Origin of the sequence: Pseudomonas mendocina, from assembly GCA_037482215.1 — a bacterium.
Lineage (GTDB): Bacteria > Pseudomonadota > Gammaproteobacteria > Pseudomonadales > Pseudomonadaceae > Aquipseudomonas > Aquipseudomonas mendocina_E.
On record CP148074.1, the window covers coordinates 3,261,250 to 3,282,364 of the forward strand.

Here is a 21,115-nt window from a genome sequence, read left to right on the forward strand (position 1 = left end):
TATGGCGATGTTCAAAACCGTGCTGCATCGCGTCCAACCACACTGGCAGCGCTTAGCCAAACGCGAACAGCAGGCGTTGCTTGGCCTTGCCTTGTTCTTCGCATTGGTGGGCTTTTACAGGCTGATCTGGCAGCCACAAGAGCAGGCATTAGAGCGGGCCAGAGATCGCTTCAGCGAGGTTTCCTTGCTGCAACAACAATTGCAGCAGCTGCCCCTCGATGCGTCCTCTAATGACGAATCGGCCCTTAGCCCCAGCACCCTACCCGGTCATATCGCCCGCTCCAGCAACCTGGCGGGGCTGAACCTAGAGCGCATGGATAATGAAACGCCGGAGCGCATCAGCCTGTCCCTGGAAGGCCCACTGAACAACCTGATTCAGTGGATCGACCAGCTTGAGCAGAAACAGGTGCACGTCACCGCTCTATCCCTTGAGGTCGCCTCCAACGCCATCGCCACCGCGCAGTTGCAGGTGGAGATTCAGTAAGCACCGCAAGGCTTTCTCCTAATACCGGCCGCGCCACCGCACGGTAGATAACCCTGCGGGCTTATCTACCCTACACATTGGCGGGGATTCGGGGGCGCTCACACAACCGCAAACATGCGCAAAGTTGTTCAAAGGCACAGAGGCCCAAGAACAGTTCCCCAACTGTAAGAACACCGCCAACCGCCCCTTCAGAAGGGTGACCGGAATTGCCGTGGAAGAGGTTGAGCGGCATGGATGCCGCGAGAGAAGTGATGGGCCATGGACGGCCCTTCGCTGCGGGCCTCTGGAGCGGTGATTGCGGGCACGAACCCGCAGCGAAGCTGCAGGGCCGGATGCAGGGGCAAGCGTTTTTGGTTCCTTTTGTCGAGACTGACAAAAGGGACTCGCCCGAGAAGGGCGAAACCCATTCTCAAGTCCTGACACACCAGGCCAGCCGAGCGAACGGACATAACTATCAGCACCGGGTTGTCTGCGCCTACGGGTTGCGTCCCCTACGGACGCCTCACTTTTCTTTGCTTGCACAAAGAAAAGTAAGCAAAGAAATGCACCCCAGCATCCGGGTTTCGCTGCGCGAAACTTCCGCACTCCGGCACCGCTCCGGGGTCGCCATACAAGGGCCGTCCATGGCCCTTTATGGCTCTCGCCGCATCCATGCGGCTCGCCCCTACGCAGCACCTGCGTTTGGCCTACTGATGGGGATTCGGGTGGTGCTCACACAACCGCAAACATGCGCAAAGTTGTTCAAAGGCACAGAGGCCCAAGAACAGTTCCCCAACTGTAAGAACACCGCCAACCGCCCCTTCAGGAGGGTGACCGGAATTGCCGTGGAAGAGGTTGAGCGGCATGGATGCCGCGAGAGAAGCGATGGGCCAAGGATGGCCCTTCGCTGCGGGACTCTGGAGCGGTGATTCCGGGCACGAACCCTCAGCGAAGCTGCAGGGCCGGATGCAGGGGCAAGCGTTTTTGGTTCCTTTTGTCGAGACTGACAAAAGGGACTCGCCCGAGAAGGGCGAAACCCATTCTCAAGCAACTACACATCCCAAACTCCAGGCAAAAAAATACCCACTCTGTAGAGCGGGTATCTTCTTGAGCATCACGCCTGGCTTGTGGCCCGGCGCTCTACCTGATTCTTAAACCACGCCTTGTGCCAGCATGGCATCAGCTACTTTCACGAAGCCCGCGATGTTCGCGCCCTTCACGTAGTTGATGCTGCCGTCCGGCTCTTCGCCGTAACGCACACAGGCGTTGTGAATGTTCTGCATGATGCTGTGCAGACGCTCATCAACCTCACCGGCGCTCCAGTTCAGACGCATGGCGTTCTGGCTCATTTCCAGACCGCTGGTGGCTACGCCGCCTGCGTTGGAAGCTTTACCAGGCGCGTAGCAAATACCGGCCTCGAGGAACAGATCAACCGCTTCCAGCGTGGAAGGCATGTTGGCGCCTTCAGCCACACAGAAGCAGCCGTTCTTCAGCAGCGCACGGGCGCTATCTGCATCCAGCTCGTTCTGAGTTGCGCAAGGCAGCGCGATATCGCATGGCAGATGCCATGGGCACTGATTTGGCAGGAAGTTCAGCTTGAACTCGGCAGCCATTTCTTTCAGACGACCACGACGGACATTCTTCAGGTCCATCAGGTACAGCCACTGCTCTTCTGTCATGCCGTCAGGCAGGTGCAGGGTGCCTTCGGAGTCGGACATGGAAATCACCATGCCGCCCAGCTCCATGACCTTCTGCGCAGCATACTGAGCCACGTTACCGGAACCAGAAATGGTGACGCGCTTGCCTTCAAAGCCCTTGTTGATGCGCTTGAGCATTTCCTGAGCGAAGTACACACAGCCGTAGCCAGTCGCTTCCGGACGAATCAGGCTGCCACCGTAAGTGATGCCTTTACCGGTCAGTACGGAGGTGAACTGGTTAGCCAGACGCTTGTACTGGCCAAACATGTAACCGATCTCGCGGCCACCTACGCCGATGTCACCGGCCGGAACGTCGAGGTCTGCACCAATGTGACGGTACAGTTCGCTCATGAACGCCTGGCAGAAGCGCATCACTTCGTTTTCGCTCTTGCCCTTCGGATCGAAGTCGGAACCGCCTTTACCACCGCCCATTGGCAGCGAGGTCAGGGAGTTCTTGAAGACTTGTTCAAAGGCCAGGAACTTCAACACGCCCAGGTTTACCGAAGGATGGAAACGCAGACCGCCCTTGTACGGGCCGATGGCGCTGCTCATCTGAATACGGTAACCACGGTTCACTTGCACGCGACCGGCGTCGTCAACCCACGAAACACGGAACATCACAACGCGCTCTGGCTCAACCATGCGCTCGACGATACCGGCTTCAAGATATTGAGGATTGGCTTCGAGGAATGGCCACAGTGTTCGCAGTACCTCCTCAACAGCCTGATGGAACTCTGGCTGATTAGGATCCCGCTGCTTCAAACGGGCGAGGAAAAGCTCGACAGATTCGCTCATGTGGTACCTCTAACATTGCCCATTTTGCTGGGCTTATCGTCTAAAAAATCGCGCTGCACTTTAACAGTCGGTCTTGTGCTGCAACAGTGCACAATGTCGCCTGCTTGAAACTTAATGGTGCAAATCTATAAATACCCGCCGTAAAACAGGCACTTATAGCGCAACAGCAAGCACCAAAAAGACACCCTCTACCCCCGCATCAGGTGCAAAAAAGTGCATAACGCTTTCCTGTTCCTTATTCAGCGCACTCATGAGCCCCCCAGCAGGCAGCTGGAAAAACAGGGACGCGGGCTCGTGTACTCGGAATAAAGTGATGCAGGCATTTGCATGCCTACGCGCTGGAGATGGCGTTCCCAACTGGATTCGAACCAGTATCTAGCCCTTAGGAGGGGCTTATTCTATCCATTGAACTATGGGAACACTGACCGTTGGCGTGGTCGACAGCGGCCCGCATCTTACCAGACCAGACGGATTTGTCATGCAGCTGCCATCACTGCTGCACATACTCGGGGCAAATTGAGGAAGGAGTTCACCATGTCCAGCGCAACCGCCCAAAGCATCCCGGATTCACCCTTTGCCACCGTTGAATTACGCTGCGCCAGCCAGGAGGACGCCCCTTCTTTGGCAGGCCTGATGCAGCAACTGGTGCCTGATGAGCCGCTACTGGACAGCAAGCTGCTGGCCCTACGCTTGGCCGAACATGCGCCCAACCGGGAGATTCTGGTCGCAGAGCGCGACGGCCGCGTGCTGGGCACCTGCACCATTAACCTGATTGAACACCTGTCGCATAACTTTGCCCGCTCCGCGATTCTCGAAGATGTGGTGGTAGACGCCGAATCCCGTGGGCTGGGGATTGGCCAGGCGCTGATGGGCAAGGCGATTGAGCGCGCAAAAGCCTGGGGATGCTACAAAGTTGCACTGTCCAGTAATGTAAAGCGGGAAGAAGCCCATCGTTTCTATGAAAACCTAGGATTCAAGCTCCATGGCTACAGCCTGATGCTGCCGCTGGATTAATCCGCCCGATGGCGCCGGTGCAACCCGGCGCCACCTGAATTTGCGACTTTATGCCGCAGGCTCAAACAACTGCACAACCTTCACTTTCTGTACCTGCATGCTGGCTTTCAGCTCGGCGGCCTGCCCCCTCGCTTTTTCCACACTGCGTTGTTTGACGTGGCCATAGCCGCGTACCTGTTCAGGCAGACTGGCCAACTCCACCGCTGCGCCATAGTTGTCAGCCTTGAGGTGGCGGAGAATAAAGCTCAGGTTATTTTCATACTCCGCAATCAGCTCCCGCTCCTGCTTGCGCTCTTCGCTATAGCCGAATGGGTCCAGCATCGAGCCCCGCAAGAACTTGAACTTCGCCAACACAGCAAATGCCTTGAGCATCCACGGGCCAAACGTGCGTTTACGGGGCTCGCCGGTCTTAGCATCCGCTTTACTCAGCCAACTAGGCGCCAGATGAAACTCCAAGCGGTAGTCACCTTCAAAGGTCTGCGCCAGCTGACGGGTAAAGCTGCCATCGCTGTACAGCCGCGCCACCTCGTACTCATCTTTGTAAGCCAACACCTTGAAGTAGTTACGCGCCACGGCTTTGCTCAGGCGCTGCTCTGGGTCGCTATCCAGTTTAATAACCCGCTCCAGCTGCTCACGGTAATGCAGCGCCAGTGCGGCGCTCTGGAAGTCGCGCAGCCGCTGCATACGATCGGTCAGCAAATCACTGAGGCTCTCGCAGTGCGGCGCTTCCGCTGTATCGGCCTTAATCAGACGCTCAACAGCGGCGCTGTCGTGGGCGGCACGGCGCCCCCAGAGGAACGCTTGCTGGTTCAGCTCGACGGACACCGCGTTCAGATCAATGGCTTTATTAATCGCCTCAGCTGAAACCGGCACCAAGCCTTTCTGATAAGCAAAGCCAAGCATAAAGAGGTTGGTGGCAATGCTGTCACCCAGCAGGCGAGTCGCCAGGCGAGTCGCGTCGACAAAGTGGGTTTTGCTCGCCCCCACCGCCTCGATGATGGCTTCACGCATGGCAGCCCCAGGCACCTGAGCATCTGGGTTACGGGTGAACTCAGCTGTCGGCGCTTCGTGGCTGTTTATCACCGCATGGGCGATCTTGTCGTTGAGTTTGGCCAGGGCATCTTCACTGGCGGATACCACCAGATCACAGCCTAGGAGCAAGTCAGCCTCACCGGCTGCAATACGCACAGCGTAGATATCATCTTGCTGCGCAGCGATACGGATGTGCGTCACCACCGGACCAAACTTCTGCGCCAAACCAGCCTGATCCAGCACCGAGCAGCCCTTGCCCTCCAGGTGCGCTGCCATCCCCAGCAGTGCGCCGACGGTGGTGACACCGCTGCCGCCCACACCGGGCAGGAGGATATTCCATGGACGCTCCAGCGACGGTTGATGCGGCTCCGGCACGGCAATAAACAAGGCGCCCAGCCCCACAGCCTCAGGCTTACGCAACGTGCCACCGTGAACGCTGACAAAGCTCGGGCAGAAGCCATCCATGCAGGCGTAGTCTTTGTTGCAGGCGTTCTGGTCGATCTGACGCTTGCGCCCTAACTCGGTTTCCAGCGGCAACACCGACAGGCAGTTGGACTTCACGCTGCAATCGCCGCAGCCTTCACAGACGGAGGAGTTGATAAAGGCACGCTTCTGCGGATCAACCATCTTGCCGCGTTTGCGCCGACGGCGTTTCTCGGTGGCGCAGGTCTGGTCGTAGATGATCACCGAGACGCCTTTAAACTCGCGCAACTCTCGCTGCACGGCATCCAGCTCACGGCGGTGATGGAAGGTAACAATCGGCGCAAAAGTGGCGCGATTCGGGTACTTCTCTGGCTCGTCGCTGACCAGCGCGATCCGTCGCACCCCTTCAGCAAACACCTGCTGGCTGAGCTGATCAACCCGCAGCTCGCCGTCAATCGGCTGGCCACCGGTCATGGCCACGGCGTCGTTGTAGAGAATCTTGTAGGTGATGTTGACCCCAGAGGCCACCGCTGCCCGCAGCGCCAGTTGCCCGGAGTGGAAGTAGGTGCCGTCGCCCAGGTTCTGGAATACATGGGGCGTGTCAGTAAAGGGCGCCTGGCCGATCCAGGTCACACCTTCACCGCCCATCTGGGTGAAGGTGTCCGTGCTGCGATCCATCCACTGGGTCATGTAGTGACAACCAATACCGCCTTGAGCGCGGCTGCCTTCGGGCACTTTGGTCGAGCTGTTGTGCGGGCAGCCTGAGCAGAAATGCGGGGTACGCACAGTGGTGTGTTTCGGTGCGGCCAAGGAGGCCTCTTTGGCCGCCAGAAAGGCCAAACGCTCAACAATCACTGGGCTGGTGTAGATCGGCTCCAGGCGTTTGGCGATTACCCGAGCAATCATCGCCGGAGTCAGTTCCCCCAGGTTCGGCAGCAGCGAATTGCCCTGTTCATCGAACTCCCCCACCACCACAGGACGCTTACCGACTGGCCAGTTATAGAGCTGACCGGTGAGCTGGTCTTCGATGATGCTGCGCTTTTCCTCGACCACCAGAATCTCGTCCAGCCCCTCTGCAAACTCGTGCACAGCGACCGGCTCTAGCGGCCAGCTCATACCAATTTTCAGCACCCGCAGGCCGATCTTGGCGCATAGCGCTTCATCCAGTCCGAGGTCATCCAAGGCTTGGCGCACATCCAGATAAGATTTGCCGGTGGTGATGATGCCCAAACGCGGGTTGGGTGAATCCAGCATCACTTTGTCCAGCTGGTTAGCCCGGGCAAAAGCCCGTGCAGCGTAGATTTTGTAGGTATTCAGGCGTGCTTCCTGCACCAGTGGTGGGTCAGGCCAACGGATGTGCACACCGTCGTCCGGCAGTTTGAAATCATCCGGGTAAGTGACCTGCACCCGCAGCGGGTTGACCTCTACCACCGCAGAAGAATCGACGTTTTCAGCGATGGTTTTTAGCGCGACCCAACAGCCGCTGTAGCGTGACAGCTCCCAGCCGATGATGCCGTAATCCAGCAGCTCCTGAACGTTGGCCGGGTTAAGCACCGGAATGGATGCGGCAATAAAGGCGTGCTCGCTCTGGTGGGCGATGGTGGACGATTTGCAGCCGTGGTCGTCCCCCGCTAACAGCAGCACACCCCCATGGGGTGATACACCTGCCGAGTTGCCATGCTTAAACACGTCGCCGCAGCGATCTACCCCCGGCCCCTTGCCGTACCACATGGAAAACACGCCGTCGTAGCGGGCACCGGGAAACAGATTGGTTTGCTGGCTGCCCCACACGGCAGTGGCGCCCAGCTCCTCGTTAATGCCGGGCTGGAAGTGAATGTGGTTCTCTTTGAGGTATTCGCGGGCATCCCACAGGCTCTTGTCAAGATTGCCCAATGGTGAGCCACGGTAGCCGGAAATGAAGCAGGCGGTGTTCAGGCCATGGGCCGTGTCACGCTGTTTTTGCAGCATCGGCAGGCGGGTCAGGGCCTGGGTGCCGGTGAGGTACAGGTGTCCGGTTGCAAGGCGGTACTTATCGTCCAGACGGATCTCGGCCAGAGACATAGTTGCGCTCCTTTTATTATTTTTAGAGCAAGAAAGACGCGGGTAAACGTCTTTCGGTTATTGGCCTGAGCGGGATCACCACTCAGATCACGGTCGTAGCAATGCGGCGCCTGTTACAGATCGACGACCACACAAACCTGCGTATAAATATGGACCGGCCTTGCAGATATTTCCTTTCTATTTTTTGAAATAAAGGCCAATACTGCGCATGATTTATCCAACAAATACAAAAATCAGGGAACGATCATGCAAGAGCCACTCAACCACACCGATCGCAGGATTCTGCGCCTGCTGCAACATAATGCCGACCTTTCAGCCGCAGAAATTGCCGAGCGGGTCGAGCTGTCACAGTCGCCCTGCTGGCGGCGCATCAACCGCTTGCAAGAAGAAGGCTACATCGAGCGCAAAGTCGCCCTGCTCAACCACAAGCGCTTGGGTTTCGGCATCATCGTGTTTGTCGACATCAAACTATCGGCCCACGGTCGCAGCAACTTGGAAGAGTTTGAGAAAGCGGTGGTCGGCTACCCGGAAGTGATGGAGTGCTACACCATGGCCGGTGCATCGGATTACAAGCTGAAGGTGGTGGCCAAAGACATTGCCAGCTACGAGCGTTTTTTACGCGACCACCTGCTGCAACGTCCCCATGTACTGGAAGCCCACACCCATATCGCCATGAGCGAGGTTAAACGCACCACTGAATTGCCGCTGGATTAGCGGCATTCAGATCACAGTACGCGTCCATCCCAAGCCACACTGACGTTAGCGGGCAATACCTCGGGATTTTCCATCAGCCAGGCGTCAAAACTGTGGCCGACATGGGTCAGCACTGCGTGCGCGGGTTGCAGCAACTCGATGGTTTCTAACGCCCGGGTCAGATCATTATGGTTGCGCGGTGCAATGGGTTGCGGCGCCATGGAGCAATCCAGCACCAGCACATCCAGCGACTGCTGACACAACAGCGCAGCGCTGTCTGCCGGTACGCCCACCGTATCCGTGAGGTAAGCGATTCGCCTTATAGCGCCGTGCTCGTCGGCCCCTTCCAGCAAATAGCCGTAGGTAAGTTTGGAATGGTTCAGTGGCAACGCCGTGACGCTCAGCGCCCCTAACTGGCGATGCTCAAAAGCACTGAACGGCTGGCTGAAATCGAGAATACCTGGGTGTTTGTACAGATCAGCCAGCCCCTCGGGGTCAGCCGGGCCGTGCACCGGGATAATCAGCCCCTGCCCCCAGCGCAGGTGCAATAAGCCCTGAGCATGGTCAGCATGGTAATGGGTTTGCAAAATGCCGCTGAGGCTCTGCGGTGGAAAACGCTCGCACAGGTCCGTCCAACCGGCGTCGATCAACCAACGCTGGTCACCACACTCGATCAATGCCGAGCAGGGCCCACGCCGATGCGCAGGCTGCAAGCGGGCTCGCTCACAGGCTGCGCAGTGGCAGTTATAGACCGGAACCTGGCGTGCATCACCGCTACCCAGTAGGGTCATGCGCATGCACGACACGTCCCGAGCAGCGCGCACAAACGGTCGGCGGTTAGCTGTAACTCACCGGAATTATCCAGCACATACAAACCATCAGCCTCCGCTGCAGCGGGGTCAAACAGGGCATTACGCGCCAGACGCTGCTCGATCTGCTCAGGTGTTTCACGCTGGCGACGTTGCAGACGTTCACGCAGAACGTCGTTGTCCACTGTCAGCAACACCGCAATCAGTTGCGGGTAACGTTGGCGTGCTTCAGCGAGATAGCCGCGTGATCCATTAATCAGCACATCCAGCCCCGCCGCGAGCCACTCGTCGATCTGTTTGGGGATGCCATAAGCCAGACCGTTAGCACGCCAGCTCAGGGCGAACTCACCGGCTGCTTCCTGCAACTCAAACTCGTCCAACGTCAGGGATACAGCGTCCTCTCCGACGGCTTCGCTGGAGCGGGTGATAACCCGCCGGACAATGCGGCATCCATGCTCTGCAAGGCGCTCACGCGCGGCTTGCAGGAGGCTGTCTTTACCGGACCCAGAAGGCCCCATGAGGTAGATCAGGCGGCCGCTCATCAGAACACCCTTTTTGCGTTATTCCACACCTGTTTAATCACCGGCTGGCCTTCATACAACTGGCTGTGCACCAGATCGGCACGCAACCCAACACGAATTTCGCCGCGATCAGTCAAACCCGCTGACTTCGCTGGGTTGCGGCTAACGGTGGCGATGGCCTTGGGCAGATCGTAGTCGTTGTCTTGCTCAGCGAGCATAAAGGCCGCCTGTAGCAGGCTTGAGGGGTAGTAGTCGCTGGACAGGATATCCAGCACCCCCTTACTGGCCAGTTCAGAGGCTGCAATATTGCCCGAGTGAGAGCCGCCGCGCACGATATTTGGCGCGCCCATGAGCACATTCAAACCCAGCTCGTGACTGGCTTTGGCCGCTTCCATGGTGGTAGGGAACTCAGCGATGGACATACCGAAACCAGCAGACTCCTGCGCGTGGGCCAGTGTCGCATCATCATGACTGGCAATAGACAGACCGCGTACGTGGCAGTCCTCCACAATACTGCGCCGGTTACGGTCACTGAACTCGATGGAGTTGGCCTTCTGTTCGGCGGCGAACTCGGCCATTTCCTGCTCATTGAGGTTGTACTTACCCATGTAGTACTCGCGGTACTTGGCCTCATTGGCGAACTGACGCTGGCCCGGCGAGTGGTCCATGACAGAAATCAGCTGCACCAGTGGGTTTTCAACCAGATCCCGGTACACGCCCAATGTATTCGGGTGGCACACCTCACAGCGCAAATGCAGGCGATGTTCTGCCCGCGTTTGCCCCGCCGCGCTGGTAGCGGCAATCGCCTCCAGCATGGCCGGTAGTTGCTGCATGCGCCGTCCACGGGGGTTTACGTCGCCAATGGAGAGTGCATCAAACACCGTGGTGATACCCGCGGCGACAATCTGCGCATCGTGGGTAAACACAGCCGAACGGGACGGCCAATCCACACCTGGACGCGGAGCCATGTGCTTTTCCAGATTATCCGTGTGCAGTTCAACCAACCCCGGCAACAGGTAATCGCCGCCAAGGTTCTGCGCGTGCGGCAGTTGACTGACACCCGGCTGGATATCTGCGATGACACCATCACGCAGCACGACAGTGCCGGTGAACACCTCATTGGCGGTGACCACCTGCGCGTTGGTCAGTACCTGTTCAGCCTGCATAAACATACTCCTGCTGCTTGGATAGCTCTGGGGTCATGTCCAGATAACGATCTGCCACTGCCTCACGGGCGGTGCGATCGTGGAAGATGCCAATCAGTGCACTCCCAGCAGCTTTGGCTTCAGCGATCAGCTCCAGCACCACCTGACGGTTAACGTCATCCAGCGATGCAGTTGGTTCATCCAGCAACATCAGTGGCCAGGTCACCATAAAACCGCGGGCGATATTGACGCGTTGCTGTTCACCACCGGAGAAGGTGCCCGGCGCCAGTTGCCACAGTGCTTGCGGGATATTCAGACGGGTCAGCAGGCTCTTGGCCCGCGCCTCGGCGGCGTCCTTCGTCCAACCACGCGCCAGTGCTGGCTCCATCACCACATCCAGGGTCGAGACCCGTGGAATGACCCGCAGGAACTGGCTGACATACCCCAAGGTCTGGCGACGGACTTCCAGCACCTGGCGCGGCTCGGCATCCACCAATTCAACCCATTGGCCATTGTGCAGAACACGAATGCTGCCGCCTGCAGCGAGGTAGTTTCCGTACAAGGTGCGCAGTAAGGTCGACTTACCTGCGCCAGACTGGCCATGCAGTACCAGACACTCACCGGCACTGACGGAAAAACTCAATTCACTCAGCACATTCAGCACAACCCCATGCTGCTGATGCAGGGTGAAGGTTTTGCTGAGGCCGCTGACCTCAATCAGGTTGTTCATATAAACCTCTCCTAGACCGTGCTGCGAACGGCTGCAGCACGGGAGACACGCATTGTCCGCACAGGCTGTTACAGCTTTAAGAAACAGCCATGGCGAAATCAGGTCAGGGTTGCAGGACGGACGACACCAGCAACTGCGAATAGGGGTGCTGCGGGTCATCCAGAATCTGATCGGTCAGCCCCGCCTCAACCACATGGGAGCGACGCATGACCATCAGCCGGTCGGCTAACAGACGGGCGACCGCCAAGTCGTGGGTGACGATCACCACAGCTAGGTCCAGCTCCCGCACCAGACCGCGCAGCAGGTCAAGCAGGCGCGCCTGCACCGACACATCGAGGCCGCCAGTGGGCTCGTCCATAAACACCAGACGTGGGCTGGAAACGAGGTTGCGGGCAATCTGTAAGCGCTGTTGCATGCCGCCGGAGAAGGTGCGCGGCAAATCGTCGATACGGGCCGGGTCAATCTCCACTTGCTTCAGCCATTCCAGGCCTGCCGCACGCAACTCGCTGTAATTGCGAACGCCTTGGGCCATCAGGCGTTCGCCGATGTTGGCCCCGGCCGACACACCCATGCGCAAACCGTCACGGGGGTTTTGTTCGACAAACCCCCATTCGGTGCGCAGCAACGTCCGGCGTTGGGCTTCACTGGCGCTGTACAGGTCAACCCACTGACCGTTGTTGTCGCGGTAGCTGACATTGCCGCGATCCGGCGGGCAGCGCCCTGACAGCAGGCTGAGCAGGGTTGATTTGCCCGAGCCAGACTCACCGACAATGCCCAATACCTCGCCTGGGTACAGATCGAACGAAACGCCCTGGCAGCCTTTCTCCGGCCCATACAGACGGGTCAGATCACGCACGCTAAACAGCGGTTGAGCAGTTTCGGTTTGTACCTGCAATTTCTCGGCAGCACTCATTGCACGCCCTCCTCTATGGCATCGCGGCGTTGCATGCAGTAATCGGTGTCGGAGCAGACAAAGCGCTTGGTGCCTTCGTCATCGACAATCAGCTCATCCAGATAGGAGTCGTGGCTGCCACAGAAGGCGCAGCATTCCTCCCAGCTCTGGATCGCAAACGGGTGGTCTTCAAAGTCCAGGCTCACCACTTTGGTGTACGGCGGTACGGCATACAGGCGCTTCTCACGCCCCGCGCCGAACAACATCAGCGCCGGGCTCATGTGCAGCTTGGGGTTGTCGAATTTCGGGATGGGCGACGGGTCCATCACGTAGCGGTCATCGACTGTCACCGGGTACGCATAGCTGGTGGCAATGTGGCCGAAGGTGGCGATGTCCTCATACAGCTTGACGTGCATCACGCCGTAATCTTCCAGCGCGTGCATGGTCCGGGTTTCGGTTTCCGAGGGTTCGATAAAGCGCAGCGGCTCAGGGATCGGTACCTGATAAACCAGAATCTGATCATTGCTCAGCGGGGTTTCCGGAATGCGGTGACGGGTCTGAATGACAGTCGCCTCCGGCGTGCACATGGTGGTTTTGACCCCAGCGGTGCGGGCAAAGAAACGGCGGATCGAGACGGCGTTGGTGGTGTCGTCCGCGCCTTGGTCGATGACCTTAAGCACATCATCTTCACCCAAAATGGCCGCAGTCACCTGCATACCGCCGGTGCCCCACCCATAGGGCAGCGGCATTTCGCGGCCGCCAAACGGCACTTGGTAACCCGGAATGGCCACGGCCTTAAGCAGGCCACGGCGAATCATGCGTTTGGTCTGCTCATCCAGATAGGCAAAGTTGTAGCCGGTTTCTGTCGCCTGGGCAGACGTCATCGGTGTGGTGAGGTTCATACCGGTTGCTCCTCGGCGGCTTGCTTGCGCATCTTGCGGATTAGCTCCAGCTCGGACTGGAAGTCGACGTAGTGCGGCAGTTTCAGGTGCGAGACAAAGCCCGCGGCCTCTACGTTGTCGCAATGCATGAGCACGAACTCTTCCTGTTGCGCAGGACCTTCACGCTCTTCGCCGTACTCGTCAGCACGCAGCGCACGGTCCACCAGGGCCATGCCCATGGCCTTGCGCTCACAGTTGCCGAAGGCCAGGCCATAGCCTCGGGTGAACTGCGCATCCACACCTTTGCCACCCACAAACTGGTTGACCATCTCGCATTCGGTGACTTCGATATCACCCAGCGGCACCGCGAAACCCAGCTCCTCAGGTTCCAGCCAAACCTCCACTTCACCAATGCGGATTTCCCCGGCAAACGGATGGTTGCGGCCATAACCACGTTGAGTCGAATAGCCCAACGCCAGCAGGAATCCTTCATTGCCACGGGCCAAGGCTTGCAGGCGCTGCGCCCGATTGGCGGGGAAGTCCAATGGCTCGCGGGTGATGTCCGGCACTGGCTGGCCGTCATCCGCTTCACGCTGCATCAGGCCTTCATCCGCTAGGAAATCCAGCACTCGCGGACAAGCGGAAAGCTCAGCATCAGGCTTGAGCTGCGGCCCTGGATGCTGCCCTTCAGCCAGAAGGGTGAAGTCCAGCAGACGGTGGCTGTAATCAAAGGTTGGGCCGAGTAACTGACCACCGGGCAGGTCTTTGAAGGTCGCAGAAATGCGTCGCTCAATCTGCATGTGCGTGGTGTTCAGCCCCTGCGTTGCGCCAAAGCGCGGCAAAGTGGTGCGGTAAGCACGCAGCAGGAAAATAGCTTCGAGCAGATCCCCCGCAGCTTGCTTGATCGCCAGTGCAGCCAGTTGCGGGTCATACAGCGAGCCTTCAGTCATCACCCGCGAAACCGCCAGGGGCATCTGCTCGCGGATTTGTTCAACACTCAGCTCAGGGATTGAGGTATCACCACGGCGCGTTTTGGCCAGCAGTGCGTGGGCATTGTCGATGGCGCGCTCGCCACCTTTAACGGCTACATACATCAGGCCGCCTCCTCTGCATTGTTGAGCACCTGTGTGCTGCGTGGCAGGCCGATCACCTGCTGACCCGATGCCAGAAATGCATCCAGACCACGGGGAAATGAAGTGCGAGCACTGCGCTGCTGCCAGAAGGCATCGCGCAGTGGCAGCGAAACCTGCCGTACGTCCTGAATCCCCGGACCGCGCCAATCCAAACGGTTCCCGCCCTCCAGAGCAGGCAACTGAACCAGCAAAGTGCAGGACTGATCCGGGTAGCGCTCGCTGCCGTTATCAAAGCCAGACAGATCACCCAGCTCGGACTCATCCAGCAACGCAAACAGGGCCTGCTCGCGCTGCGTCACAATCGGGCAACCGCAGTGGAACGACAGGTTGGCGCGTACCGCTGGGGTGTCTAAATAAGGCGCCAGCCACAGCGGTGTGTCTGCATCCAGGAACGCCAGGCACAAGGCGTAGGTGGCAGGATGCAGAGCATCAAGGGCCTGCGCTCGATCCAAAGGTTGCACCAGCCCCGGCTCGGCCAGCGCTTTAAGCGCGCTGCGGAAGCTGGCTTGGGCATCCAGAACCGGATTATTGAAAGCCAGTTGCAGCCATTGCGAACTGTTAGCCGGGTTCATCAATCTTCTCCTCTGACCAGGGTGAAGAATTCAACCTGGGTGGTTGCGGTTTCAGCAGCCTTGGCTGCCCGCTGTGCCTGTTGGGCAGCGCGCAGTGGCTCGATCAGTCGCAACATCCACTGTTGCTGGTCAGTCCCTTGCAGGTGGGCATCAGCCAATGCGGCCAGTTCGGCGTGCTGCTTGTTAGGCCCGGCGATGTAGCTGTAGCCCGTGCGACCATCGCTCAGGCGCACCACGCAGCGGGTCACGGTCATTTCGCCTAGGTTGAACGCGTTGCCCGTGCCGCCCATGCGCCCACGCACAAGCGCCATTCCGCTTTCAGGGGCGCGGATCAGGCTGTAATCCGCGTCTTTCAGTGCACTCTCATAATTCACCAGCTGGTTACCGGCACGGGCCAGTACGCTCATCCAGCGCTGGCGGGCCGCAATCTGCGGATCACTGTGCAGCTCATTGCAGGTCATCAACATGCCTCCATCAAAGGGCTAGCTGGAATTTGAAGCGGTCAGCACGACTGGTTGAGAGCGACAGCTCCACCGGTCGGCCATCGGCATCACAGGAAAGGGTTTGCACACTCAAAAGCGGTGCATGTCTGGGCATCAGCAAGCGGTTGGCCTCCTCTTGAGTTGGAAGGCGAGCACCAATTAGGCTGGACTTGCGCACCAGTTCCAAACCGCTCTGGTTCAGGTGTTGGCGCAATGAGCCACCACGGTAATCCGACAAGCGAGAGGCATGTTCAACTCGGAAGGCATGGCGGATAAGGCTTACTGGCTGTCCGGAAATCAGGCGCAACGTGCTGATCTCAACCAGCTCGGCGCCCTCCTCAAGCTCCAGCTGTTCACGCTCCTCGAGGTTGGCTACACGTAAACGACGCTCAAGCAATCGAGCTTCAACCTCGTGCCCCTGTGCAGACAGCGATGCGCTGTAGGTGCTATCAGCCTGCACCGGATAAATCACCGGCTTAGGCAGCACCCGGGTGCCTTTTCCCTGCTGGCGTAACAGGCGCCCTTCAAGCACCAGCTCATCCATAGCGCGGCGCAGGGTGTGGCGGTTTACCGAAAACCGTGCAGCCAGTTGCATCTCCGGCGGCAAGTAATCACCTGCTTTCATCGAGGCCAGCTCATCCCGCAGTACGGCAGCCAGTTCGCGATAAAGCGGTTCAGGTTGTCTAGACAAGTTCATGGCTAATAAAAGGCGTCCGCAGACACCTTCTCTCCGTCAGATAAATTGCTTGCGAAGACGCTGGGACAGGATGTCCAGCAGGCTCACCACCAGAATGATCACGATCAGCAGTGCGCAGGTCTGGCCGAACTGGAAGCCACGTATCGCTTCCCAGAGAATCACCCCAATGCCACCGGCACCGACCATGCCGACCACCGTTGCTGAACGCACGTTAGATTCGAAGCGATACAGCGAGTAGGAGATCCACAGCGGCAGTACCTGTGGGATCACCCCGTAAATCACTTCTTGCAGAGCACTGGCACCTGTCGCACGCACGCCTTCAATCGGGCCAGGGTCGATCGCCTCAACGGCTTCCGCAAAGAGCTTGGCCAGCACCCCTGTGGTGCCGATAAACAGCGCCAGAACACCGGCAAAAGGACCGAGCCCCACCGCCACCACAAACAACATGGCGAAGACCATTTCATTGATGGAGCGAAAGGCATCCATCACCCGGCGAACCGGCTGATACACCCACCACGGCACAATGTTTTCTGAACTCATAATGCCCAGCGGGATGGCACAGACAATCGCCAGCACAGTGCCCCACAAGGCGATCTGTACGGTGACGATCATTTCTTTCAGGTACAGCTCCCAATTGCTGAAATCCGGTGGGAAGAAGTCGGCAGCAAAGGTCGCCATGTTGCCGGCGTCGCGCACCAGCGCCAGCGGGTTCATCTCCGCCCCTTTCCATGACCAGGCCAGGAACGCCAGAAACAGCCCCCAACCGATCAGTTGCATCCATGAACGCTTGCCCGCCATATGCGGAGCTGGAGCAGTAGTTACAGTGGTCATAAGCCCATCTCGATCAAACAGCGAAAAAACGCGGCCTGCCCGACGCAGGCCGCAACCGTGGTTAACCGGCAGAGGTGTTGGCGGCCAGCTCAGCCATGCGTTTTTCCAGCTTGGCCAGCTCGTCATCTAGTTTTTTCAGCTGTGCAGCTTTGTCGTCTGCCTTGAGCTTGTCGTTGTTGGCCACATCGGTACGCTGCTTGAACAGCTCAAGCTGGCGGATCGGCAGCAGCTGGTCGTTGTCTGAGGTCTTGAACTTGCCCCATTGCAGGGTTTCAAGAATTTTCAGCTCCTGAGCCGTTGAGCCGTACGTCATAAAGAAATCGCGCAGCTTGGCCTTGGTGCCTTCATCCAGGTTCTTGCGCCATACCAACGGGTCCGCAGGAATCAGCGGCGAAGTCCAGATAACCTTCAACTGAGCAGCCTTGTCTGGCGCGGTAACCTCCAGGCGCTCCATGTTTTCGGAGTTGAAGGTGCCCACATCAACTTGCTTGTTGGCCACCGACAGGGCGTTGACTTCATGGCTGCCAATCAGCGCACGTTTAAAAATGGTATTGGCATCGGCCTTGTTCTGAGCGAACACGTAATAGCCCGGCACCAAGTAGCCAGAGGTGGAGTTTGGATCACCGTTGGCAAAGGTCAGGCTCTTGGCATTCTTGAGCATGTCCTCGACGGAGTTGATCGGGCTGTCTTTGTGCGCGACCAACAAGCTGTAGTAACCCTCAGCGCCATTGGCGGCCACAGTCTGGGCGAAGATCTCCCCGCCAGCCCGGTCGACTGCTTCCATCGCCGCCTTATTGCCATACCAGGCCACATCGACTTTATCGAAGCGCATGCCCTGGATAATCCCGGCATAGTCAGGCGCGAAGAAGGCATTGATCTTGTAGCCAGTCTTCTTGCTCATGTCTTCCAGAAACGGATCCCACATGCTTTTGAGGTTCTGCGAAGACTCAGTGGAGATGATGCCGAAATTGATCTGCTGCTCAGCCTGAGCAACTCCGAAAAAAGAGCCGGCCAGCAATGTGGAGACAGCAAGAACACGACTCGCTTTTTTAAACATGCGAAGCACTCCTGGTACAGGTTGTGATTTAGTTTTTGGCAGTGGTTCTACGCAGCAGGAACGGAACTACGGCTCAGGCTGCTTTAGAGGAAGGTGCAGCAAGCGATTGCGCAGACACGGCTGCATCAGCAGTCAGCTCTGCGCCGTACAAATCGTTAAGGAAGTCGGTATGCAACTCACTGGCGTTGCCGTCGTAATGAATACGGCCCGATTTCAGGGCAACGGCGCGCTGGCAGTAGCGCATGGCGTAATCCACCTGATGCAGGGTGACCACTACAGTGGTGCCATCTTCACGGTTGATGTCCGCCAGAATTTGCATCACTTTGCGAGCCGACTCAGGATCCAGCGAGGCAATCGGCTCATCGGCCAGAATGACCTTGGCCCGCTGACACAGGGCGCGGGCAATCGCCACACGCTGCTGCTGGCCACCGGAGAGCGTCGAAGCGCGCTGCTGTGCAAGCCCCGCCAGGCCTACACGCTCCAAAGCCTTCAGGGCTGATTGTTTTTCTTCAGCGGTAAATAACCCCAATGTGCCACGCCAGCGCGGCGTACGCCCCAGATAGCCCAACAGAACGTTCTGCAAGACACTCAGTCGGCCCACCAGATTGAATTGCTGAAAAATGTAGCCAATATCGGAACGCAGGCGTCGAACATCACTATTGAGCCTGCCGTCAGCCTGCACTTGCTGGCCGAGCACCTCAATATTGCCGCCAGCACTGCGGTCACAGCATGCCAGACCCGCTACATGACGCAGCAAAGTCGACTTCCCCGAGCCGGAGGCACCGATCAGCGCCACCATTTCACCGGCTTCAACTGAAAGATCCAGACCGAACAGCGCCTGCTTGCCCGAGAAAGTCTTGTTCAGCTTATCAACCCGAATTACAGCGCCCATTGGAATGCCTCCGTTAATTGGTCTTAAACGACGGCAGCCAGCCGCGTTGGTGTAGACCAAGGTAGGCAGATCCTGTGTCAACCCGATTAACGAGTCATGACACTTCAGTGACCATTGCTCTGAGTTGCTCAGAACCTTGGATATGTGGCCTTTTGTTGAACAAGCCGCATTTTGGACAATTGGTGCTAGCAAAAAGCCTTTAATAGGGGCACAATGATGGCATGAATTTGACGCCAAATAACCGGCCTTTTATGCCCAAGGCATAGGTATTTCAAATAGTTACCAAGGCGAACGGTTAGTGCGATTGGCGGTCACAATGCTGACAATGCAGTATTAAATTGCCAGCTATCGTTTATTAACTTACCGGTTTAATGTACGCGCCCTATGAAACAAGCTATCTACTCCAGCCGTACCGCAGACAAATTCGTTGTTCGCCTGCCTGATGGCATGCGCGAACGTATCGCGGACGTAGCCCGCAACCACCACCGCAGCATGAACTCCGAGATCATTGCGCGTCTCGAACAAAGCATGCTGCAAGAAAGCGCTCTGAGTGATGATGTCAACGTGCGCCTGGACAGCCCCGAACTGTCCCTGCACGAAAAAGAGCTGCTGCAACGCTTCCGCCAGCTGTCCCGCCGTCAGCAAAACGCCCTGGTATCGCTGATCGCTCACGACACCGAACTGGCTGCCGGCGACAACTCCTGATATCTACAACCCAGAAGACCAGCTCCGGCTGGTCTTTCAATTTACGCACATAAAAAAACCGCCTACAGGCGGTTTTTTTATGATGCCGATAAAGGCCTCCACTTAAGGAGGCCTTGCGCTTAGAGCAAGAACAGGCTGGCCAATCCCAGGAAGATGAAGAACCCACCGCTGTCAGTCATGGCAGTGATCATCACACTGGCGCCCATTGCCGGGTCACGCCCGAGCCTCGCCAGGGTCATTGGAATCAATACACCATTCAGTGCGGCCAGTAATAAATTCAGAGTCATCGCAGCCGTCATGACTAAGCCCAGTGACCAGCTGTCATACAGCACATATGCCACAGCACCGATCACACCGCCCCACACAATGCCGTTGAGCAGCGCAACCGCCAGCTCTTTACGCAACAGACGGGATGTATTCCCAGTACTGACCTGATCCAGCGCCATCGCCCGCACAATCATAGTGATGGTCTGATTACCCGAGTTACCACCAATCCCGGCCACAATTGGCATCAACGCAGCCAGTGCCACCAGCTTCTCGATCGAGCCTTCAAACAGGCCGATCACACGGGACGCCAGAAATGCCGTCACCAGGTTTACAGCCAGCCAAGCCCAACGGTTGCGGAACGACTTCCAGACCGAGGCGAAGATATCTTCTTCCTCGCGCAGACCCGCCATATTGAGGACTTCGCTTTCGCTTTCCTCACGAATCAAGTCGACCATTTCATCAATGGTCAGACGCCCGATCAGCTTGCCGTTCTTATCCACAACTGGTGAAGAAACCAAGTCATAACGTTCGAACGCCTGAGCAGCTTCATAAGCATCTTCGTCAGGCTGAAAACTCACCGGGTCAGTGGCCATGACCTCGCTGACCAGTTTGTCAGGGTCGTTGACAAGCAGGCGCTTGATCGGCAAAACGCCCTTAAGCACACCGTCATAGTCCACAACAAACAATTTGTCCGTCTGACCCGGCAGCTCTTTAAGGCGACGCATATAACGCAGAACGACTTCGAGGCTGACATCTTCACGAATGGTCACCATCTCGAAGTCCATCAGGGCGCCAACCTGATCCTCTTCATAGGACAGAGCCGAGCGCACGCGCTCACGCTGCTGCGCATCCAGCGACTCCATCAATTCATGGACAACATCCCGCGGCAGCTCATGAGCCAGGTCGGCGAGCTCGTCGGCATCCATCTCCCTGGCCGCAGCGAGAATCTCGTGATCATCCATGTCCGCAAGCAGGGTCTCACGAACCGCATCGGATACTTCAAGGAGGATGTCACCATCACGCTCAACCTTAACCATCTGCCAGACAGTTAATCGATCATCCAGCGGCAACGCTTCAAGGATGTGGGCAACGTCAGCGGAGTGCAGCTCATCCAGCTTTCGCTGCAGCTCTGCCAAATTCTGGCGGTGAACAAGGTTCTCAACGCGCTCGTGGTGAGCACCTTCCTGACGGTGGGTCAGGTCTTCAACAACCTTATGGCGATGCAGCAGGTCTACGACCTGAGACAGGCGATCCTGCAGGCTTTCCTGCGGCTTTTTTGCTTCTACTTCAGTCATGGCACGCTCCGCCCCCAGCGGCGAGCAC

At 57.8% G+C, this 21,115-nt stretch carries 19 protein-coding genes, 1 tRNA gene and 1 pseudogene; 4 read left to right on the forward strand and 17 right to left on the reverse strand.

Going from position 1 to position 21,115, the window contains the following annotated elements:
* Position 1: 1 nt before the first annotated feature.
* Complete coding sequence (gene gspM / locus WG219_15265; protein ID WXL24668.1) at positions 2 to 484, forward strand: type II secretion system protein GspM; 483 nt, start codon at positions 2 to 4, stop codon at positions 482 to 484.
* A gap of 1,130 nt (positions 485 to 1,614) precedes the next feature.
* Here the strand turns inward: gspM and gdhA are convergent.
* Both gdhA and WG219_15275 read right to left on the reverse strand, forming a co-directional pair.
* Positions 1,615 to 2,955: an NADP-specific glutamate dehydrogenase gene (gene gdhA / locus WG219_15270; protein ID WXL24669.1), complete on the reverse strand. Its 1,341-nt coding sequence runs from the start codon at positions 2,953 to 2,955 to the stop codon at positions 1,615 to 1,617.
* Positions 2,956 to 3,300: 345 nt separating this feature from the next.
* Positions 3,301 to 3,375, reverse strand: a tRNA-Arg gene (locus WG219_15275).
* A 114-nt stretch (positions 3,376 to 3,489) separates the two neighbouring features.
* Here WG219_15275 and WG219_15280 point away from each other — a divergent pair.
* Positions 3,490 to 3,969: a GNAT family N-acetyltransferase gene (locus WG219_15280; protein WXL24670.1), complete on the forward strand. Its 480-nt coding sequence runs from the start codon at positions 3,490 to 3,492 to the stop codon at positions 3,967 to 3,969.
* 48 nt (positions 3,970 to 4,017) lie between these two features.
* On the opposite strand, the gene WG219_15285 is transcribed toward WG219_15280, so the two are convergent.
* Positions 4,018 to 7,485 carry an indolepyruvate ferredoxin oxidoreductase family protein gene (locus WG219_15285; protein ID WXL24671.1) on the reverse strand — a complete coding sequence of 1,156 codons (3,468 nt, stop codon included), beginning with the start codon at positions 7,483 to 7,485 and terminating at the stop codon, positions 4,018 to 4,020.
* A gap of 246 nt (positions 7,486 to 7,731) precedes the next feature.
* On the opposite strand from WG219_15285, the gene WG219_15290 reads away from it, so the two are divergent.
* Positions 7,732 to 8,199 carry an Lrp/AsnC family transcriptional regulator gene (locus tag WG219_15290; GenBank protein WXL24672.1) on the forward strand — a complete coding sequence of 156 codons (468 nt, stop codon included), beginning with the start codon at positions 7,732 to 7,734 and terminating at the stop codon, positions 8,197 to 8,199.
* Positions 8,200 to 8,210: 11 nt separating this feature from the next.
* Here WG219_15290 and phnP read toward each other — a convergent pair whose 3' ends face one another.
* The 13 genes and pseudogenes from phnP to phnC form a co-directional block, all read right to left on the reverse strand.
* Complete coding sequence (phnP, locus tag WG219_15295) at positions 8,211 to 8,975, reverse strand: phosphonate metabolism protein PhnP (GenBank protein ID WXL24673.1); 765 nt, start codon at positions 8,973 to 8,975, stop codon at positions 8,211 to 8,213.
* Positions 8,966 to 9,529 (reverse strand): phosphonate metabolism protein/1,5-bisphosphokinase (PRPP-forming) PhnN, encoded by a 564-nt coding sequence (phnN, locus tag WG219_15300; GenBank protein ID WXL24674.1) that lies wholly within the window; start codon positions 9,527 to 9,529, stop codon positions 8,966 to 8,968. The genes phnP and phnN overlap by 10 nt, the downstream gene beginning before the upstream one ends.
* Positions 9,529 to 10,674: an alpha-D-ribose 1-methylphosphonate 5-triphosphate diphosphatase gene (locus WG219_15305; protein ID WXL24675.1), complete on the reverse strand. Its 1,146-nt coding sequence runs from the start codon at positions 10,672 to 10,674 to the stop codon at positions 9,529 to 9,531. Before WG219_15305 ends, phnN begins: the two co-directional genes overlap by 1 nt.
* A complete protein-coding gene (gene phnL / locus WG219_15310) occupies positions 10,664 to 11,383 on the reverse strand; it encodes a phosphonate C-P lyase system protein PhnL (protein WXL24676.1) in 720 nt (239 codons plus the stop codon). The genes WG219_15305 and phnL overlap by 11 nt, the downstream gene beginning before the upstream one ends.
* 103 nt (positions 11,384 to 11,486) lie before the next feature.
* A complete protein-coding gene (phnK, locus tag WG219_15315; GenBank protein ID WXL24677.1) occupies positions 11,487 to 12,296 on the reverse strand; it encodes a phosphonate C-P lyase system protein PhnK in 810 nt (269 codons plus the stop codon).
* Positions 12,293 to 13,159 carry an alpha-D-ribose 1-methylphosphonate 5-phosphate C-P-lyase PhnJ gene (locus WG219_15320; protein WXL28017.1) on the reverse strand — a complete coding sequence of 289 codons (867 nt, stop codon included), beginning with the start codon at positions 13,157 to 13,159 and terminating at the stop codon, positions 12,293 to 12,295. The genes phnK and WG219_15320 overlap by 4 nt, the downstream gene beginning before the upstream one ends.
* Before the next feature lie 14 nt (positions 13,160 to 13,173).
* On the reverse strand, positions 13,174 to 14,250 hold the full coding sequence (locus tag WG219_15325) for a carbon-phosphorus lyase complex subunit PhnI (protein ID WXL24678.1): 1,077 nt from the start codon (positions 14,248 to 14,250) through the stop codon (positions 13,174 to 13,176).
* Positions 14,250 to 14,861, reverse strand: a complete 612-nt coding sequence (phnH, locus tag WG219_15330; GenBank protein ID WXL24679.1) for a phosphonate C-P lyase system protein PhnH — start codon at positions 14,859 to 14,861, stop codon at positions 14,250 to 14,252. The genes WG219_15325 and phnH overlap by 1 nt, the downstream gene beginning before the upstream one ends.
* Positions 14,861 to 15,307, reverse strand: coding sequence for a phosphonate C-P lyase system protein PhnG (gene phnG / locus WG219_15335; protein ID WXL28018.1), 447 nt, complete (start codon positions 15,305 to 15,307; stop codon positions 14,861 to 14,863). Before phnG ends, phnH begins: the two co-directional genes overlap by 1 nt.
* 28 nt (positions 15,308 to 15,335) lie before the next feature.
* Positions 15,336 to 16,040 carry a phosphonate metabolism transcriptional regulator PhnF gene (gene phnF / locus WG219_15340; protein ID WXL24680.1) on the reverse strand — a complete coding sequence of 235 codons (705 nt, stop codon included), beginning with the start codon at positions 16,038 to 16,040 and terminating at the stop codon, positions 15,336 to 15,338.
* A gap of 36 nt (positions 16,041 to 16,076) precedes the next feature.
* Complete coding sequence (gene phnE, locus WG219_15345) at positions 16,077 to 16,871, reverse strand: phosphonate ABC transporter, permease protein PhnE (GenBank protein WXL24681.1); 795 nt, start codon at positions 16,869 to 16,871, stop codon at positions 16,077 to 16,079.
* Positions 16,872 to 16,932: 61 nt separating this feature from the next.
* The gene (gene phnD / locus WG219_15350) at positions 16,933 to 17,928 is read right to left on the reverse strand and encodes a phosphonate ABC transporter substrate-binding protein (protein WXL24682.1); all 996 of its coding nucleotides are present in this window, start codon (positions 17,926 to 17,928) and stop codon (positions 16,933 to 16,935) included.
* Between the two features lie 136 nt (positions 17,929 to 18,064).
* Positions 18,065 to 18,820 (reverse strand): annotated as a pseudogene (gene phnC / locus WG219_15355) (phosphonate ABC transporter ATP-binding protein).
* A 384-nt stretch (positions 18,821 to 19,204) separates the two neighbouring features.
* Between phnC and WG219_15360 the strand changes: the two are divergent.
* Positions 19,205 to 19,525 (forward strand): Arc family DNA-binding protein, encoded by a 321-nt coding sequence (locus WG219_15360; GenBank protein WXL24683.1) that lies wholly within the window; start codon positions 19,205 to 19,207, stop codon positions 19,523 to 19,525.
* Between the two features lie 119 nt (positions 19,526 to 19,644).
* Here the strand turns inward: WG219_15360 and mgtE are convergent, their stop codons facing one another.
* Positions 19,645 to 21,087, reverse strand: coding sequence for a magnesium transporter (gene mgtE, locus WG219_15365; protein WXL24684.1), 1,443 nt, complete (start codon positions 21,085 to 21,087; stop codon positions 19,645 to 19,647).
* Between the last annotated feature and the right edge of the window lie 28 nt (positions 21,088 to 21,115).